The sequence below is a fragment of the Pseudomonas sp. dw_358 genome (assembly GCF_018449655.1).
Classification (GTDB): domain Bacteria; phylum Pseudomonadota; class Gammaproteobacteria; order Pseudomonadales; family Pseudomonadaceae; genus Aquipseudomonas.
In genome coordinates, this window is record NZ_JAAVUX010000012.1 from 47,685 (window position 1) to 66,445 (window position 18,761).

Genomic DNA, 18,761 nt, shown 5'->3' on the forward strand with positions numbered 1-18,761 from the left:
GGATTGCGCGATGCATCCGGCTTCTAGCCCTGTGGGCCCGCTTACACCGTATCCACCTTCAACGAATGATCCGTCAACATCCCATGAATAATGGTCGCGGCATCATTACTGGCCACCACCCCGCTCGCCCCAGGCGCCACACCATACTGCGTCGCCAGGTTCACCCCCTGCAGATCAATGGTCTGAGTCGGCGTCGCCGCCGCGCTCGAGCTCACTTCAATGGTCGAGACCAGATTGTCCCCGGTGCCCGTCACCTTGAAGTGCAGGTAGTCATCCAGCGAGTTGGTATCAGTGTGCCCCTGCAACAGCTGCGACAAGTCCAGGGTGTTACTGCCCGGTTTGAAGTCAGTGACCGTGTCATGCCCCACATTGCCCTGCTCGTACAAGAACGAATCGTTTCCGCCGCCACCGGTCAGCGTATTGTTCCCCGGCCCGCCGATCAGCGTGTCATTGCCTTTGCCACCGACCAGCGTGTCATTGCCGAGACCGCCGTTGAGCACGTTGCCGCTGTCGTTGCCGATCAGCACATCGTCATGGGATGAGCCCACCAGGTTCTGGATCGACACCAAGGTGTCATACCCCGCCCCCACGGTGTTCTGCTGCCCGACAATGGCCAGGCTGACATGTACCCCGGCGGTCGCGTTCTGGAAGCTGACGGTGTTGTTGCCCTCGCCGCCGTTGAGCAGGTCATTGCCAGAGCCGGCGATCAACAAATCGTCGCCCTTGCCGCCGAACAACGAATCATTGCCCGAGCCCGCCGTCAGGGTATCGTTGCCATCGGTGCCCACCAGCACATGATCGCCCGTGGTCGCCGCCGTCAGGGTCGCAGCAGTGGCCGTGGTGGTGTCTGCCGTCGAATAGTGAGCATCGGTGGCGGTGCCGGTTGCGGTATCGCTGGCGTAGATCGCCGTGGTCGGACCGATGGTCAGGCCCAGGCTGTAGTTCTCTGCCGCCGTGCCGGTATTGCTCACGTGCAAGGTATAGGTGCCATCCTGGGTGGCGGTGAAGGCGTGATCGGCGGTCAACGTCTGGGTCGAGCCATCCGCCAGCACGAGCTGCAGGCCCAGTTGACTGGCCATGGCCGTGTCCACCGTCAAGGTCTCACCCTGCTTGAGCGAGACACTGAAGGACTCCTGGTCCACTTGCCCTGCCGCCGCGGTGGCCGCCAGGTAACCGGTGACCAGCAAGGCCGCCGCCATGCCGCCGGACAGCGCGGTGAACTCGGCGCGGTCCAGGCTCCTGATCGACTCCGCCAACTGCGTGCTGGCGCCGCTGAAGGCGATGGTCTGCAAGGTGCTGGCGGTAAAGTCACTGCTGTTGGTCGCCGCTGTCTGGGTATCGTCCGCCACTACCAAGGTGCGGAACAGGGTCACCGTAGTGGCTGCTGCACCGCCGGTGATCTGCAATGACAGCTGCGCCGAGCTGGTGTCGCCGTCGGCATCGCGCAAGGTATAGGAGAACTTGTCGGTGACGAATTGGCCGGTGGACAACGCCTTGAAGTCCACGTCGCTGGTGTTGAGGGTATAGGTGTAGGCGCCGTTGGCCGCCAGCACCAGCGTGCCGTAGGTCCCGGTATAGGTGCCCGACACCACCGGGCCGCCAGTCACCCGGTCGGCGCCCAGCACGTCGTTGGTCAGAACGTTGCCGGTGGCGGTCTGGTTGGCCGCGCTGAGCAGCGAGCCATTGACGTCATTCACGGCGATGGGTGCGTCGTTGATGATGTTGACGTTGAGCACACCGGTGGTGCTGCTGCCATCGCGGTCGGCAGCAGCCACGGTGAAATTTTCGACGATGGACGAGGCACCCGCCGCCTGGGTCTCGGTGCCGTTGAGGTGGTAGGCGTAGCTGACCACTCCGGTGATGGCATTGTAGCCGGTGATGGTCAGGGTGTTGCCCAGGGCACCGGTAATTGTTGGCAAAGAGGTGGCCAGCACGCCATTGGTAATCAAGGCCACGCTGTTGATGGTGAGGTTGGCGAGGCCGTCCGGGGCGCTGACCGTGAAGCTGCCGGTGCGGGTCAAGCCGGCCGCGTCCGGGCTGCTGCCTGTGGCCAGGTTGGCCTCGTACACGGTGACTTCGCCGCCGGGCACCGCCAGGCCGCCCAGGGTGACCGGATCGTTGGCGTTGCTGATGTTCAGGGTCAGGGTCGCCGTGCTGGTATCGCCATCGGAGTCGTTGAGCGTGTAGGTGAATCTTTCAGTGGCCGACGCTCCCCCCAGCAGCGCAACGAAGTTCGCACTGTTGGGGTTGAGGGTGTAGGTGTATGAACCGTCCGCGGCCAGCACCAGACTGCCGTAGGTGCCCACATAAGTGCCGGCGGTGATCGGGCCGGTGGTGATGCGGTCCGCGCCCTGAGTGTCGTTGGTCAGCACGTTGCCGGTGAGGGTCAGATGAGTTTCATCGGCCACCGACGCGTTGGTGTCGTTGACCGCCTTGGGTACGTCGTCGATGACATTGGCGGTGATGCTGCTGGTGGCGGTATTGCCGGTGGCATCGGTGGCCGATACAGCGATGCTTTCACTGACGGTATTGGCCCCCGCCGCCACCACGTTGGCGTCGTTGCCGGTCAGGTGGTAGCTGTAGGTGACCAGGCCGGTGGTGGCATTAAGGCCCGTCACGGTGATGGTGTTGCCCAGGCTGGTGGTGATCGCCTGATTGAGCCCCACCAGCACGCCATTGGTGAGGATGGCCACGCCGCCCACCGACAGGCTGGTCAGCCCGGCGCTGGCGGTCACGGTGAAGGTCGCCGTCTGGGTCAGGGCGCTGGCATTAGGCGCCGAGCCCAGCGCCAGGTTGGCCTCGTTGACGGTGACCGGCGTCGAGCCGAAGCCGCCGATGACGATGCTGCTGGTGTCACCGGTGACGTTGAGGGTCAGCACCGCCGAGCTGGTGTCGCCGTCGGAGTCCTTGAGGGTGTAGGTGAAGGTCTCGGTGGCAGCCGCCCCGTTGGCCAAGCGCAGAAAGTCGGCGTCACGGGTGTCCAGGGTGTAGGTGTAAGCGCCGGTGCTGCTCAGCACCAGGGTGCCGTAGGTACCGGTGAAGGTCCCGCCCAGCACCGGGCCGCTGCTGACGCGGTCCGCACCCTGGATGTCGTTGGTCAGCACGTTGCCGGTCAGGGTCAGGTGCGTGGCGGTGGCCGCCGTGCTGTTGCTGTCGTTGAACGCCGTGGGTACGTCGTCCACTACGGTGGCGACAAGGCTGCTGGTGCCCGTGGCGCCCGCGCGGTCGCCGGCCACCACCGCGAGGGTCTCGGTCAGGGTATTGGTGCCTTGGCCCGAAGGATGGGCTTCGTTGGCGGTCAGGGTGTAGGTGTAACTGATCAGGCCGGTGGAGGCATTGAGCCCGGTGATCCTCAGGGTGTTACCGGAGGCGGTGGTGATGGGCGCGCCGTAGTTGATCAGCGTGCCGTTGGTGAGCACCGCAACGCCGCCGATGGACAGGTTGTACAGGCCCGCCGAAGTGGTCACGGTGAAACTGCCGCTCTTGGTCAGGGCCGCCGAATTGGGCGAGGAGCCCAAGGAAAGGTTGGCTTCGTTGACACTGACGTCTCCAGCCGAATTGCCGATGCCGACGATGGTGACCGTGCTGGCCGCACCGCCGACATTGAGCACCAGGTTGGCGCTGCTGGTGTCGCCGTCCGAATCCTTGATGGTGTAGCTGAAGGTTTCAGTGCCACGACCGCCGCCAGCCAGGGCCAGGTAATCCGGGTCGCTGGTATTGAGGGTGTAGGTGTAGGCGCCGCTGGTGCTGACCACCAGGGTGCCGTAGGTGCCGACAAAGGTACCCGCCTGCACCGGGCCGCCACTGACCCGGTCGGCGCCCTGGATGTCGTTGGTCAACACGTTGCCGGTCAAGGTCAAGTGCGTGGCATCGGCCGTGGTCGCGCTGGTGTCGTTGACCGCCGTGGGCACGTCGTCGGTGACCTTGACCACAATCGTGCTGCTGCCGCTGGAGCCGGCGCGGTCAGTGGCGGCCACGGCGAGGCTTTCAGTCAGCACGTTGGCGCCCAGGCCCGTGGGGTGAGCCTCGTTGCCGGTCAGGGTGTAGGTGTAGGTGATCGTCCCGGTGGTGGCATTGAGCCCGGTGATGCGCAGGGTGTTGCCCAGCGCGGTGGTGATCGGCGTGCCGTAGTTGACCAGGTTGCCGTTGCTCAGCACCGTCACCCCGGCAATCGACAGGTTCGACAGCCCGGCAGTGGTATTCACCGTGAACGTGCCGCTTTGGGTCAAGGCCGCAGCGTTGGGCGCCGAGCCCAACGCCAGATTGGCCTCGGTGACGGTCACGTCGCCGGCACTGTTGCCGATGCCGCCGATGGTCAGGGTGCCCGTACCCGTGACGTTCAAAGTCAGGGTCGCGGTGCTGGTGTCGCCGTCGGAGTCCTTGAGGGTGTAGGTGAACGTCTCGGTGCCGGTGCGGCTACCCAGGCCGGTGTAATCCGGGTCGCTGGTGTTGAGGGTGTAGGTGTAGCCACCGGTGGCGGTCAGCACCAGGGTGCCGTAGGTGCCGGTGAAGGTGCCGGCAGTGATCGGTCCGCTGCCGATACGGTCGGCACCCTGTATGTCGTTGGTCAGGACGTTGCCGGTGAGGGTCAGGTGGGTGGCGTCGGCGTTGGTCGCATTAGTGTCGTTGACCGCCCTTGGCACGTCGTCGATCACGTTGGCGACGATGCTGCCGGTGGCCGAGGTCCCGGCCCGGTCGGTGGCCACCACCGCGAGATTTTCGCTGACGGTATTGGCACCTGCTGCGACCACGCTGGCGTTGTTGCCGGTCAGTTGATAGGTGTAGGTGACCAGCCCTGTGGTGGCGTCCAGACCGGTGATGGTCAGGGTGTTGCCCAGCGCCGTGGTGATCGGCTGATTGAGCGCTACCAGCGAGCCGTTGTTGAGGATGGTCACCCCGGCCACCGACAGACTGGCGAGCCCCGCCGTGGCGTTGACCGTGAAGGTGTGGGTCTGGGTCAGTGCCGAGGCGTTGGGCGCCGAACCCAGGGCCAGATTGGCTTCATTGACAGTGACGTCGTTGCTGCCGATGCCGCTGAAGGTGATGGTGCCGGTCTGCCCGGCCACCGTCAGGGTCAAGGTCGCGGTGCTGGTGTCGCCGTCGGAGTCCTTCAGGGTGTAGGTGAAGGTCTCGGTACCCGTGTGATTGCCCAGCGCCAGGTAGGCACTGCTGTTGGTATTGAGGGTGTAGGTGTAGACGCCACTGCTGTTGAGGATCAGCGTGCCGTAGGTGCCGGTCTGAGTGAAGGCGGTGACCGGCCCGCTGGTGATCCGATCGGCGCCCTGGGTATCGTTGCTCAGCACATTGCCTGTGAGGGTCAGGTGCGTGGCGTCGAGATTGCTGGCGCCGGTGTCGTTGACTGCCTTCGGCACGTCGTCGATGACGTTGGCAACAATGTTGCCGCTGGTGGCCGCGCCGGTGCTGTCGCTGGCGGTCACCAGAATGTTTTCACTGACCGTGTTGGCCCCGGCCACTACCGCACTGGCATTGTTGCCGGTCAGTTTGTAGGTGTAGGTTACCGACCCGGTGGTGGCGTCCAGCGAGGTGACGGTGATGGTATTGCCCAGCGTGGTGGTGATCGCCTGGTTCAAGCCCACGAGGGTGCCATTGGTCAGGATAGCCACCCCGCCTACCGACAGGTTGCTCAACCCGGCCGTGGCGTTGACGGTAAAGGTGTGGGTCTGACTCAGGGCGGCGGGATTGGGCGACGAGCCCAGCGCCAGGTTGGCTTCGTTGACGCTGACGTCGTTGCTGCCGATGCCAATGATGCTGATGCTGCCGGTGGTGCCATTGACGTTCAGGGTCAGGGTGGCGGTGCTGGTGTCGCCGTCCGCATCCTTGAGGGTATAGGTGAAGGTTTCGGTGCCGGTGCGGCTGCCCAGGGCGATGTAGTCCGGGTCGGCGGTATTGAGGGTGTAGGTGTAGGCCCCGTTCGCCGCCAGCACCAGGCTGCCATAGACGCCGGTGAAGGTGCCCGAGGTGATCGGCCCGCCGGCAATGCGATCGGCGCCTTGCACGTCGTTGGTCAACACGTTGCCGGTGAGGGTCAGGTGCGTGGCGTCCAGCGCGCTGGGGCCGGTGTCGTTGACCGCACGCGGCACATCATCAGTGACATGGGCGACGAGGGTCCCGCTGCCAAAGGCTCCAGCACGATCGGTGGCGGTGACCGCCAGGTTCTCGGTGAGGGTGTTTGCACCATTGCCGGTGGGGTGGGTCTCGGCGCCGGTCAGCGTGTAGCTGTAGGTCACCACGCCGGTGGTGGCGTTCAGGCCGGTGACCAGCAGTCTATTGCCCGACGCCGTGGTGATCGGCGTGCCGTAGTTGACCAGGTTGCCGTTGAGCAGCACGGTCACACCGGCGATCGTCAGGTTCGACAGGCCGGCAGCGGTGTTGACCGTAAAGGTACCGGTCTGGGTCAAGGCGGCCGCGTTGGGCGAAGAGCCCAGGGCCAGGTTGGCCTCATTGACCGTGACATCCCCTGCCGCGTTGCCGATGCCACCAATGGTGATGGTGCCACCGCCATTGCCGGCCACGTTCAAGATCAGCGTGGCAGTGCTGGTATCGCCGTCGGAGTCCTTCAGGGTGTAGGTGAAAGTCTCGGTGCCAGTGCCACTGCCCAGCGCGACATAGTCCGGGTCGGCGGTATTGAGGGTGTAGGTGTAGGTGCCCGTGGCGGTCAGCACCAGGGTGCCATAGGTGCCGGTGAAACTGCCGGCGGTGATGGGGCCGCTGGCGATGCGATCGGCGCCCTGGACGTCGTTGGTCAGTACGTTGCCGGTCAGAGTCAGGTGCGTGGCGTCGGCGCTGGTGGTGTTGGTGTCGTTGACCGCCGTGGGCACGTCGTCGGTCACTTGGGCGACGATAGTGGCGGTACTGGAAGTGCCGCTGCTGTCCGTGGCCACCACCGCGATGTTTTCGCTGGAGACATTGTTGCCGGTGCCGGTGACATTGGTCGCACCGCTGAGCTTGTAGGTGTAAGTGACGAGCCCGGTAGTGGCATCCAGGCCGGTGACGGTAAGAATGTTGCCCAGCGCGGTAGTGATGGGCTGGTTAAGCCCGGTGAGCACACCGTTGTTGAGGATGGACACCCCGGCTACCGACAGGCTGGCAAAACCATTGCTGGCGGTGACCACGAAGGTATCGGTCTGGGTCAGGGCCGAGGCGTTGGGCGCCGAGCCCAGCGCCAGGCTGGCCTCCTTGACGTTGACGTCGCCACCCGTGGCCCCCAGCCCGCTGATGACCACGCTGCCGGGCGCACCGGCAACGGTCAGGGTCAGGGTGGCGGTGCTGGTGTCGCCGTCGGCGTCGTTGAGGGTGTAGCGGAAGGTCTCGGTGCCGGTGCGGCTGCCCAGGGCGATGTAATCGGTATCGCTGGTGTTGAGCGTGTAGATGTAATTGCCAGCGCTGTTCAGCACCAGAGTGCCGTAGGTCCCGGTGAGCGTCGCGGCGGTCACCGGGCCGGTGGAAATGCGATCGGCGCCCTGGGTGTCGTTGGTCAACACACTGCCGGTGAGGGTCAGGTGGCTGGCATCGGCGCTGGTGCTGCCGGTGTCGTTGACCGCCCTGGGCACATCGTCGGTGATGTTGACGGTGAGCGAACCGGACGCCGAGACGTTGGCCTTGTCGGTGGCGATGATCGACAGGGTTTCCGTCAGGTTGTTGGTGCTGTTGCCCGAAGCGTGGGTCTCGCTGCGGTTGAGGGTATAGGTGTAGGTGACCGCGCCGGTGAGCGCGTTCAGCCCGGTGACGGTCACGGTGTTGCCCAGCGCCGTGGTAATCGGCTGGTTAAGCGCGACCAGGGTGCCGTTGGTGAGGATGGCCACGCCATTGATCGACAGGCTGTTGAGCCCGGCGCTGGCGGTCACAGTGAAGTTGCCGGTCTGGGTCAGGGCCGCGGCATTGGGCGAAGAGCCCAGCGCCAGGTTCGCCTCGTTGACGGTCGGCGCGCTGCCTGCCTGAGCGATGCTGATGGTGGAGGACGACGTGCCATTGGCGACGTTCAGGGTCAGGGTGGCAGTGCTGGTGTCGCCGTCGGCATCATTGAGCGTGTAGGTGAAGGTTTCGGTGCCGCGCCCGCCCGCCCCCAGCGTGATGAAATCCGGGTCGCTGGGGTTGAGGGTGTAAGTGTAAGTGCCGTCTGCATTGAGCGCCAGGGTGCCGTAGGTGCCGGAGAAACTGCCGGCCGTGACCGGGCCCGTGGAGATGCGGTCGGCGCCCTGGATGTCATTGGTCAGCACATTGCCGGTCAAGGTGGTGCTGGTGGCCGTGGCCACTCCGGAATTGCTGTCGGCCACGGCCCGAGGCACGTCATCGGTGATGTTGACGTTGATGGCATTACTGACCGCATTGCCCTCGTTGTCGATGGCCACCACCGAGATGCCCAGTACCAGGCTGTTGGCCCCGCCACCGCTGGCCTGGCTGTAGGCCTGGTTCAGGGTATAGGCATAGCTGACCAGCCCGGTCGTCAGGTTGACCCCGGTGACGGTGATGGTGTCGCCCGAAGACAGGGCAATCGGCTGATTGGCACCAACGACCGCGCCGCCGCTGACAACATCGACGCCATTGATGGACAGGTCCGACAAGCCGGCACTGGCCGCTACTACGAAGGAGGCATTCTGCGTCAGCGCGGCCGTGCTGGGGGTAGACCCCAAAGCCAGGTTGGCTTCATTGACCGTGACGGTGGAGTTGCTGATGGTGATGGTGTCGGCGTTGTTGACGTCGACGGACAGGGTGGCGGTGCTGGTGTCACCGTCCGAATCGTTGAGCGTGTAAGTGAAGGTGTCCACACCGCTGCCGCCATGGCCCAAGGCGATGAAGGCCGGCGCATTGGGATTGACGGTGTAGGTGTAGGACCCGTCCACTGCCAGCACCAGGGTGCCGTAGATGCCGGTAAAGGTGCCCGCAGTGATCGGCCCCGAGGCAATGACGTCGGCCCCCTGGATATCGTTGTCCAGCACGTCGCCGGTGACGCTGCCGGCGTTCTGGTCGACGCCGTCATCGTTGAGGTCGTTGACCGCCGTGGGCACGTCATCGGTGATGTTGACCACAATGTTGCCGGTGCCGGTCGCCCCGGCCGCATTGCTGGCAACGATGCCGATGCTTTCGGCAAGGTTGTTGGTGCCGTTGCCCGCCGCGTGCGCTTCGTTGGTCAGCAAGGTGTAGCTGTAGTTGACGGTGCCGGCCGAGGCGTCCAGGCCGGTGATGGTGATCGAGTTGCCCAGCGCCGTGGTGATGGCCTGATTGAGCCCCACCAGCACACCGTTGGTGAGAATGGCTGTGCCGGCGACGCTGAGGTTGGAGAGGCCGTTGGTGGCGGTCACGGTGAAGCTGCCAGTCTGGGTCAGGGCGCTGGCCAACGGGTTGGAACCGTCGGCCAGGTTGGCCTCATTGATGCCGTTCAGGGTGCTCGTCGAGACAGTCACCGCCGTGGTGGACACCAGCGAGTTGACGAACAATGAGGCGGTGGCCGCGGTGGACGTGACGCCCGCCGTGTCCAGACCCACCGTAGGCGCTACCGCCCCGCCGACGGCCTCGAGCAGCACAAACGAATGCCCGCCCCCGGCGGCTGTGCCGGTGGCCACCGCGGGCGTGGTCCCGGCGGCTGTCGGGTCGGCGTCGACGCTGGGGTCCTGGCCTGCCGCGATGGCCGCCTGGATGCGCTCGACGTCGATCAGCGGTGACGCGTTGGGCGCAGTGCCTTCGGCCACGATCTCGACATGAGGTACCACGTTGGTGGCGAGAGTCTGCTCGGACAAGTGCACCGTGCTGTCACGGCCCAGCATCATGTCCTGGCCGTTCTGCAGATGCACCGCGACGGCGCCGCTGGTGCCAGTTTCGAGCACGTCCCCCGCGTACAGCCGGTCACCTTCGACCAGTACCCGACGGCCGCCGTTGGCGGCCACCGCGATGACTGTCCCGACTACCTTGCTCACCACACCAATCAACTGGGCCATCTCGCTGTCTCCTTATGCCATTGAGGCCAAGCGCAGGCGAGCAGTGCATGAAAGTGGATCGACCAGCAACCGGCGGTGACTCAGTCCTGCGGGCACGCCGCAGGAAAGCGCGATCCATCGCACGTATCCATGATCCAGCCTGTTAGAGGATTTGCATCACTTCTTGAAATAATCCGATTCAAATCGGAAATATCTCGATACTATCCCAGCCAGCAAAGGGCGAAACGGGGTAACGAAAATCGTACAAAGTCATTTTCTTGTCGCGCAGAAAACCCCGTTCACCTCTTCCCTCAAGCGACTAGCTCGGCCTTCGCTGCAAAAAAATTTGAACCTTTTCCCTAACCCGACAAACCATGATATAGCTACACAGCACACGGGTTTGGGAGGAAACAATGTCCCGAAATGGAGGGAGCGTATAAGTTTTTTTTTGAATAACACCTATTCGAAAACAGTCTAGAATTTGTTTGAACTTATGCTTCAGACAGCCGTTACGCCGTTGAAACGTTTTACACAATAAACATCGCCATAAAAATGGCGAGTGCGACACAAACATTGAGAATTCAGGGAGATGTACGAAATGCGCGTTTTGACCCCGCTGTGCGGCGCGATGCTGATGTCGATGGCCTGCGCGAACGCCAATGCCATGTCCTTGGCTGAGGCCATCCAGTCGACTGTAGATAACCATCCGGAACTGCAGTCTGCCATCAACAACCGCCTGTCGGCGGACGAAGACGTCAAGGCGGCCAAGGGCGGTTACCTGCCCAGCGTCGATCTGGTCGCCGGTTACGGCCGTGAAAAATCCGATAACCCGACCACCCGCGCCATCGAAAACGGTCATACCGAGACCCTGAACTACACCCAGTCCGAGCTGCGTCTGCGCCAGATGCTGTTCGACGGCTCGGCCACCACCAACGAAGTGGGCCGCACGTCGTCGATCGTCAATTCCCGCGCCTACTACGTGCAAGGCACCGCCCAGGACCTCGCCCTGCGCGCGGTCGAGGTCTACCTCGAAGTGCTCAAGCGCCGCGAACTGTTGGACCTGGCCAAGAACAACCTGCAGGCGCACTTGCGCGTCAACGACCAGATCGGTCTGCGCAGCCAGCGCGGTGTGGGCAGCACGGCCGACGTCGACCAGTCCCGCGCCCGTCGCGCGCTGGCGGAGAACAACCTGTACACCGCTCAGGTCGACCTGAACGACGCCGAGTCGAACTTCTTCAGCGCCGTGGGCCGCGAACCCGACGAGTTGGAACCGCTGGCCTCGATCAAGGGCGAACTGCCGGCTGACCTTCAGACCGCCAAGAAAGCCATGCTGGACAACAACCCCTACCTGAAATCCGCCCAGGCCGATGTGCAGTCGGCCGAGAAGCAGTACGACGAGGCCAAGTCGGCGTTCTACCCCACCGTCGCTGCCGAAATGGCCGTGGGTGCGAACAACAACCTGTCGGGCGAAGAAGGCCGCAACAACGACTGGCGTGCTGGCGTGACCTTGAACTACAACCTGTTCCACGGTGGCAGCGACAAGGCCCGCCTGCAGTCCGACGCGCACAAGATCAACCAGGCCATGGACATCCGCAACAACGCGCTGCGCCAGATCAACGAGAACCTGTCGCTGGCCTGGCATGCGCTGGAAAACACCCGGATCCAGACGCCGTACGCCCGTGAATATGCCGAGACCACCACCCGGGTTCGCGCGGCCTACCAAGACCAGTTCGGCCTCGGTCAACGGACCCTGCTTGACCTGCTGGACAGCGAAAACGAGCTTTACAACGCCAGCCGCAACTACGCTACTCTGCGTTATACCGAGGAATACTCAGGCTACCGCGTACTGGCCAGCGAAGGCCTGTTGTTGAGCAAAGTCAAAGTCGTCTTGCCGGCAGCTGCCGTCGCCCAGAACGATGTGAAGAGCGACGTGCACTTGCCAGACATGAAGTAATATCAGCCGGCGGAGTGATCCTTTTTGAGCAATCTGCACGCAGCGGGTGGCTTAGACCCCCGCCAGAGTTTCGATGACCCCTTGCTTGATGGTCTGTTGATTCTCTGCACGCTACACGGATGTAACGTCAGTCGCGCTGGCCTCAGCGCCGGCCTGCCCCTCAAGGAGCAACGTTTGAGCCTGGACTTGCTGCCCCGCGCCGCCGCGCGGGCCGGTCTCCAGGCCCGGGTGCTGCGCCGCGATCTGAGCGCCATTGCCGCGCTCAACCTGCCGGTTCTGTTGATTCTGAGCGACGGTCGTTGTGCCGTGCTGCGGCGCTGGGGCGACGACGGTCGCGCGCTGATCCTGCCCAGCGAGGCAGACGGTGGCGAGCAATGGGTCAGCCGCGAGGAACTGACCGAGGCCTACAGCGGCCACGCGCTGTTTGCCCGCCCCCGCCACGAACTCGAAGACCTGCGCACGCCATTGATGCCCCGGGTCACTGCCTGGTTTCGCGACACCCTGAAACTCTCGCGCTGGCTCTACAGCGACGCCATTCTGGCCAGCCTGCTGATCAACCTGCTGGCGTTGATGATGCCGCTGTTCGTCATGCAGACCTACGACCGGGTGGTGCCCAACCAGGCGACGCCGACGCTATGGATGCTGGCGATCGGTCTGTTGGTGGGCACGGTCTTCGAGCTGATCCTGCGGGTGGTGCGCTCGCACTTGCTGGATCAGGCCGGCAAGAAGACCGATCTGATCCTTTCCGCCACTTTGTTCGAACGCATCACCGGCATGTCGATGAAGGCACGCCCCGCCACCGTGGGCGGTTTTGCCCAGAGCATTCATGACTTCCAGGGGCTGCGCGAATTTCTCACTGCCGTCACCCTGACCAGCATCATCGACCTGCCCTTTGCCGCCTTGATGCTGGTGGTGATCGGCCTGCTCGGCGGCTGGCTGGTGCTGATCCCGCTATTGGCCTTCCCCATCACCATCGGCTTCGCCATGCTGATCCAGCGGCGCCTGCGCGATACCGTGCAGCGCAGCCTGATTCTCGCCGGAGAGCGCCAGGCCCTGCTCATCGAAACCCTCGGTGGCCTGGAAACCCTCAAGGCCTGCGGCGGCGAAAGCGAGCGCCAGTACAAATGGGAAAGTACCCACGGCGCGATCACCCGGCTGGATGCCCACGCCCGCAACCTGTCGGCCATCGCCTCCAACGGTACCTTGTTCATCCAGCAGTTCTGCGGCATGGCGACCATCGTCGTCGGCGTCTACAGCATCATCGGCGGTACCCTCAGCGTCGGTGCGCTGGTGGCCAGCTACATGCTCGGCAGCCGGGTGCTCGCGCCCCTGGGGCAGATCGCCGGGTTGATCACCCGCTATCAGCAAGCGCAGTTGACCATGCGCAGCACCGACGCCCTGATGGCCCTGCCCCAGGAGCGCGACCCTGCCCAACGGCCGCTGGACCGCACGCAACTGGAAGGCGCCGTGGTCGCCGACAAGGTCAGCTTCCGCTACGCCGGGCAGGCTGGGCCGGCGCTGGACCAGGTCAGCTTCAGCCTCAAGCCCGGCGAGCGCGTGGGCATCATCGGCCGCAGCGGTTCGGGCAAGAGCACCCTGGGGCGCCTGTTGATGGGCTTCTACGAACCTGAAAGCGGGCAACTGCTGCTGGACGGTCTGGACCTGCGCCAGCTGGACGTAGCCGACCTGCGCAGCCAGATCGGCTACGTCGCCCACGACCTGCCGCTGCTGGCCGGCAGCCTGCGCGACAACCTCACCCTGGGGGCGCGCTACGTCTCCGACTCACGGATGCTCGAAGTCGCGCAGATGACCGGTGTGATCGACCTGGCGCGCCAGCATCCGCTTGGCTTTGATCGCCCGGTGGGCGAACGCGGGCAACTGCTTTCCGGTGGCCAGCGCCAGGCTGTCCTGCTGGCCCGGGCACTGCTGCTCGAGCCGCCGATCCTGTTGCTCGACGAGCCCACCAGCCACATGGACAACGCCAGCGAAGATGCCTTGCGCGCGCGCCTGCACAGCTGGGTGCCGGGCAAGACCTTGCTGCTGGTCACCCACCGCACCTCCATGCTCAGCCTGGTGGACCGTCTGGTGGTGCTGGACAACGGCCGGGTGCTGGTGGACGGCCCCAAGGAAGCGGTGATCGAGGCCTTGCGCAATGGTCGGGTCGGTAATGGCCATGCAACCGCGCAACCGACGCCTCAGGAGTAACGACTCATGTCCCTACCCACTGGGCAACAAACACCCCAACGCAGCTACCTGGGCAGCTTCAGCAAGACCGCCGAAAGCGAGTTTCTCCCGGAACTGGCCAGTGCGTCCTTGCCGGACTCCCCCAGGGTTTTACGCCTGACGGTCTGGATTGCCGCCGCTCTGCTGGTCGCCGCGCTGATCTGGGCCAAGTTCGCGGTGCTCCAGGAAGTGACCATGGGCGAAGGCAAGGCCATCCCCTCCAGCAAGGTGCAGGTGATTCAGAACCTGGAGGGCGGCATCGTCACCGAGATCTTCGTCCATGAAGGGCAGATGGTGAACAAAGGCGACGTGTTACTGCGCCTGGACGACACGCGCTTTCGCTCCAACCGCGGCGAGAGCGAGGCCGACCGGTACGCACTGACGGCGCAGGTAGCGCGCTTGCAGGCCGAGTCCGATGGCACACCGTTCGAGGTCTCCGCCGAGATTCGCGCCAAGGCCCCGCAAGTGGCCGCGGACGAAATGTCGCTGTATGAATCGCGCAAGCGCCAGCTGGAAAGCGAGAAGAACACCCTCAACGAGCAGTTGGTACAAAAGACCCAGGAGCTGGCCGAATACCGCTCCAAGCAGGGTCAGTACAGCTCGTCACTGGCGTTGCTGCAGGAAGAGACCCGTATGTCCACGCCGCTGGTGGGTACCGGGGCGATCTCGCCGGTGGAGATCCTGCGGCTCAAGCAGAAAACCGTGGAAGCCAAGGGCATGCTCGACGCCACCTCCTTGGCGATCCCGCGCGCCCAGGCTGCCATCGCGGAAATCCGCAGCAAGGTCAACGAAGCCGAGCAGACCTTCCGCGCCAGCGCTGCCAAGGACCTCAACGACAAACGCACCGACCTGTCGAAGATCACCGCCACCAGCATCGCCATCGACGACCGCGTCAGCCGCACCACCGTGACGTCGCCGGTGCACGGCGTGGTCAAGACCCTGAAGGTCAACACCATCGGCGGCGTGGTGCAGCCGGGCAGCGACCTGGTGGAGATCGTGCCGCTGGAAGACAACCTGCTGATCGAAGCTCGCGTGCGCCCCCAGGACGTCGCCTTCCTGCATCCGGGGCAGCCGGCGATGGTCAAGTTCAGTGCCTACGATTACACCATCTACGGTGGCCTCAAGGCGAAACTGGAGTTGATCGGTGCCGACACCGTGACCGATGACAAGGGCAACAGTTTTTACCTGATCCAGGTGCGCACCGACCGCAATCACCTGGGTACCGACGCCAAGCCGCTGGTGATCATTCCCGGGATGACGGCCACGGTGGACATCATCACCGGGGAGAAGAGCGTGCTGGATTATCTGCTCAAGCCGGTGTTGAAGGCGCGCACCGAGGCGTTGCGGGAAAGGTGAGGTTGCGCAGGCGGCCGGCGATGGCATGACCGCGCAATACCGCCAGACCGCGTCGTCTGCATCACGGCCAAGACCTGCTCCCACCCTGTCGCACGGCGTCAGACCAGCCCTGCATCCACCACCAGCACCACCTTGCCCGACACCCGATTCCCGGCCAGCTCGGCAAACGCCGCTTCGGCATCAGTGATCGGGAAGGTCCTGGCAATCTGTGGTTTCAATCGCCCGTCGGCGAACAGCGGCCATACCTGCTGACCCAGATCACTCAACAGATCGGCCTTGAACTGATCATCCCGGCTGCGCAACGTCGAGCCGAGGATTTGCAGACGCTTGCCCAGCACCAACGCCAGGTCCACTGAGGCCGTGTGGCCGCCCATGAGACCGATCAACACCAGACGGCCATCGCGGTTGAGCAGTTTGAGGTTGAGTTCGGTGTACGGCGCACCCACCGGGTCGAGAATCACATCGAATGGCGCAAAGTCATTCAATGACGCCAGATCGTCACCGCGCACCGCCCCACCCTGGGCTCCCAGCGCTTCACAGTACGCCAGCCGCTCTGCCGAGCCGACGCTGACCCAGCACGGGTTGCCGAACGCCTTGCACAACTGGATAGCCGCCGAGCCGACGCCACTGGCTCCGGCATGCAACAAGACTTTCTCGCCGGGCTTGAGCGCGGCCAGCTGAAAGAGCTTCAGCCAGACAGTGGCGTACACCTCGGGGATACCGGCCGCCTCGACGAGGCTCAGGCCTTCAGGCACCGGCAGTACATGACGGCCGTCCACCACCACTTCTTCGGCCATGCCGCCACCGGCCAACAGCGCGCAGACTCGGTCACCGACCTGCCAGGCGCAACCGGCGCCCACCTCGATGATCACTCCGGAACATTCCATGCCGAGGACCTCGCTGGCACCCGGCGGCGGCGGATACAAACCGGCGCGTTGCAACAGATCGGCACGATTGAGGCCGGCCGCCGCGATGCGAATCTTCACTTGACCTACATCACAGAGCGGACTTGGCTCCTCTACCCACTCCACATGACCTTCAACGCCTTGCAATGCCTTCACAGTGCCTCCATAGTTAGTTCAGGACTGAGCCCGCAGCCACGCTACGGGCTTTTGCATTATGCGGCCGGATTCATCGGAACCGGCGACTTCAAAGACGGCCTAATATGCGTGATCAATTGCCCCCACGTCGAATCAGCATGAAGCACTTCTTCCCCAGCACCGCACTTGCACTCTGCATTGGCCTTGGTTCATTGGCGATGTCGGCCAGCACCTTTGCGGCCAATAGCTGGGATAACCTTCAGCCTGACCGTGACGAGGTGATTGCCAGCCTGAACATAGTCGAGCTGCTCAAACGCCATCACTACAGCAAGCCGCCGCTCAACCACGAGCGCTCGGTGATCATCTACGACGCCTACATCAAGCTCCTCGATCCGTCGCACAGTTACTTCCTGGCCAGCGACATCACCGAGTTCGACAAGTGGAAATCGCAGTTCGACGACTTCCTCAAGGCCGGCGACCTGAACGCGGGCTTCGTCATCTACAAACGCTACCTTGACCGGGTCAAGAACCAGCTCGATTTCTCCATCGCGATGCTCGACAAGGGCGTCGACAAGATGGACTTCACCACCCACGAAACCTTGCTGATCGACCGCAAGGACGCACCGTGGCCGAAGAACGACGCCGAGCTCGACGACCTGTGGCGCAAGCGTGTGATGGATGAAGTGCTGCGCATGAAAATTGCCGGCAAGGACAACAAGCAGATCCAGGACACCCTGACCAAGCGCTACAAGAACCAGTTGGCGCGCCTGGACCAGACTCGCAGCGAGGACATCTTCCAGGCGTACATGAACAATTTCGCCATGTCCTATGACCCGCACACCAACTACCTGTCACCCGACAACGCGGAAAACTTCGACATCAACATGAGCTTGTCGCTGGAAGGCATCGGTGCCGTTCTGCAAAGCGACAACGATCAAGTCAAGATCGTCCGTCTGGTACCGGCAGGCCCGGCTGACAAGACCAAGCAGCTGGCCCCGGCCGACAAGATCATCGGCGTTGCCCAGGGCGACAAGGAAATGGTCGACGTGGTGGGCTGGCGCCTGGACGAAGTGGTCAAGCTGATCCGTGGCGCCAAGGGCTCCGTGGTGCGCCTGGACGTGATCCCGCATACCAATGCGCCGAACGACCAGACCAGCAAGATCGTTTCCATCACTCGCGAAGCGGTCAAGCTTGAAGAGCAGGCGGCGAAGAAATCCATCCTGCACCTCAAGGAAGACGGCAAGGAATACAAACTCGGCGTCATCGACGTGCCGGCCTTCTACCTCGACTTCAAGGCCTTCCGCGCGGGCGACCCGGACTACAAGTCCACCACCCGCGATGTGAAGAAGCTGATCACCGAGCTGCAGGCCGAGAAAGTCGATGGCATCGTCATCGACCTGCGCAACAACGGCGGCGGCTCGCTGCAGGAAGCCACCGAGCTGACCAGCCTGTTCATCGACAAAGGTCCGACCGTGCTGGTGCGCAACGCCGACGGCAAGGTCGATGTGCTTGAAGACGAAAACCCGGGGGCCTTCTACAAAGGGCCCCTGGCGTTGCTGGTCAACCGTCTCTCGGCCTCGGCTTCGGAGATTTTTGCCGGTGCCATGCAGGACTACCACCGCGCGCTGATCATTGGTGGCCAGACCTTCGGCAAAGGCACCGTGCAGACCATCCAGCCGCTCAACCATGGCGAACTGAAGCTGACCCTGGCCAAGTTCTACCGCGTCTCTGGCCAGAGCACTCAGCACCAGGGCGTGCTGCCGGACGTCGCCTTCCCGTCGATCATCGACACCAAGGAAATCGGTGAAAGCGCGCTGCCCGAGTCCATGCCGTGGGACACCATCAAGCCCTCGATCAAGCCCGCCACCGATCCGTTCAAGCCTTACCTGGACAAGCTCAAGGCCGATCATGATGCACGCGTGCTCAAGGACCCGGACTTCATCTACATCCGCGACCGCCTGGCACTGGCCGACAGCCTCCTGAACGAGAAGACCGTCAGCCTCAACGAAGCCGAGCGTCGTGCCCAGCACGCCGATATCGAAGCCAAGCAACTGGCCATCGAAAACGCCAAGCGCAAAGCCAAGGGCCAGGAACCGCTCAAGGAGATGAAAAAGGAAGACGAGGACGCCATGGCCGAACCGGACAAGACCAAACCGGAAGACGATGCGTACCTGGCTGAAACCGGCCGCATTCTGCTCGACTACCTCAAGCAGAATCCGGCGGCGGACAAGCAATAACGGCTTTGACCGCAATGGA

6 protein-coding genes are annotated in these 18,761 nt (G+C 63.6%); 4 read left to right on the forward strand and 2 right to left on the reverse strand.

The window, feature by feature from the left end; all coding sequences use genetic code 11:
- Window positions 1-41: 41 nt before the first annotated feature.
- The gene (locus tag HB675_RS17605; protein WP_213879834.1) at window positions 42-9,953 is read right to left on the reverse strand and encodes a retention module-containing protein; all 9,912 of its coding nucleotides are present in this window, start codon (window positions 9,951-9,953) and stop codon (window positions 42-44) included.
- Between the two features lie 577 nt (window positions 9,954-10,530).
- On the opposite strand from HB675_RS17605, the gene HB675_RS17610 reads away from it, so the two are divergent.
- Genes HB675_RS17610 through HB675_RS17620 form a run of 3 tightly spaced genes read left to right on the forward strand, consistent with a single transcriptional unit; the run spans window position 10,531 to window position 15,465 of the window.
- Window positions 10,531-11,886 carry a TolC family outer membrane protein gene (locus HB675_RS17610; RefSeq protein WP_213879836.1) on the forward strand — a complete coding sequence of 452 codons (1,356 nt, stop codon included), beginning with the start codon at window positions 10,531-10,533 and terminating at the stop codon, window positions 11,884-11,886.
- A gap of 24 nt (window positions 11,887-11,910) precedes the next feature.
- Window positions 11,911-14,091, forward strand: coding sequence for a type I secretion system permease/ATPase (locus tag HB675_RS17615; protein ID WP_213879838.1), 2,181 nt, complete (start codon window positions 11,911-11,913; stop codon window positions 14,089-14,091).
- A gap of 6 nt (window positions 14,092-14,097) precedes the next feature.
- Complete coding sequence (locus tag HB675_RS17620; RefSeq protein WP_213879840.1) at window positions 14,098-15,465, forward strand: HlyD family type I secretion periplasmic adaptor subunit; 1,368 nt, start codon at window positions 14,098-14,100, stop codon at window positions 15,463-15,465.
- A gap of 98 nt (window positions 15,466-15,563) precedes the next feature.
- Here the strand turns inward: HB675_RS17620 and HB675_RS17625 are convergent, their stop codons facing one another.
- Window positions 15,564-16,526 carry a zinc-binding dehydrogenase gene (locus HB675_RS17625; RefSeq protein WP_213879842.1) on the reverse strand — a complete coding sequence of 321 codons (963 nt, stop codon included), beginning with the start codon at window positions 16,524-16,526 and terminating at the stop codon, window positions 15,564-15,566.
- A 137-nt stretch (window positions 16,527-16,663) separates the two neighbouring features.
- Between HB675_RS17625 and HB675_RS17630 the strand changes: the two genes are divergently transcribed.
- The gene (locus HB675_RS17630) at window positions 16,664-18,742 is read left to right on the forward strand and encodes a carboxy terminal-processing peptidase (RefSeq protein ID WP_213880011.1); all 2,079 of its coding nucleotides are present in this window, start codon (window positions 16,664-16,666) and stop codon (window positions 18,740-18,742) included.
- Window positions 18,743-18,761: the final 19 nt, after the last annotated feature.

Bases quoted from the DNA above. Each gene is read 5' to 3' on its own strand.
- HB675_RS17620 (WP_213879840.1), top strand. From the start codon at position 14,098: ATGTCCCTACCCACTGGGCAACAAACACCCCAACGCAGCTACCTGGGC.
- HB675_RS17610 (WP_213879836.1), top strand. From the start codon at position 10,531: ATGCGCGTTTTGACCCCGCTGTGCGGCGCGATGCTGATGTCGATGGCC.
- HB675_RS17605 (WP_213879834.1), bottom strand. From the start codon at position 9,953: ATGGCCCAGTTGATTGGTGTGGTGAGCAAGGTAGTCGGGACAGTCATC.
- HB675_RS17630 (WP_213880011.1), top strand. From the start codon at position 16,664: ATGAAGCACTTCTTCCCCAGCACCGCACTTGCACTCTGCATTGGCCTT.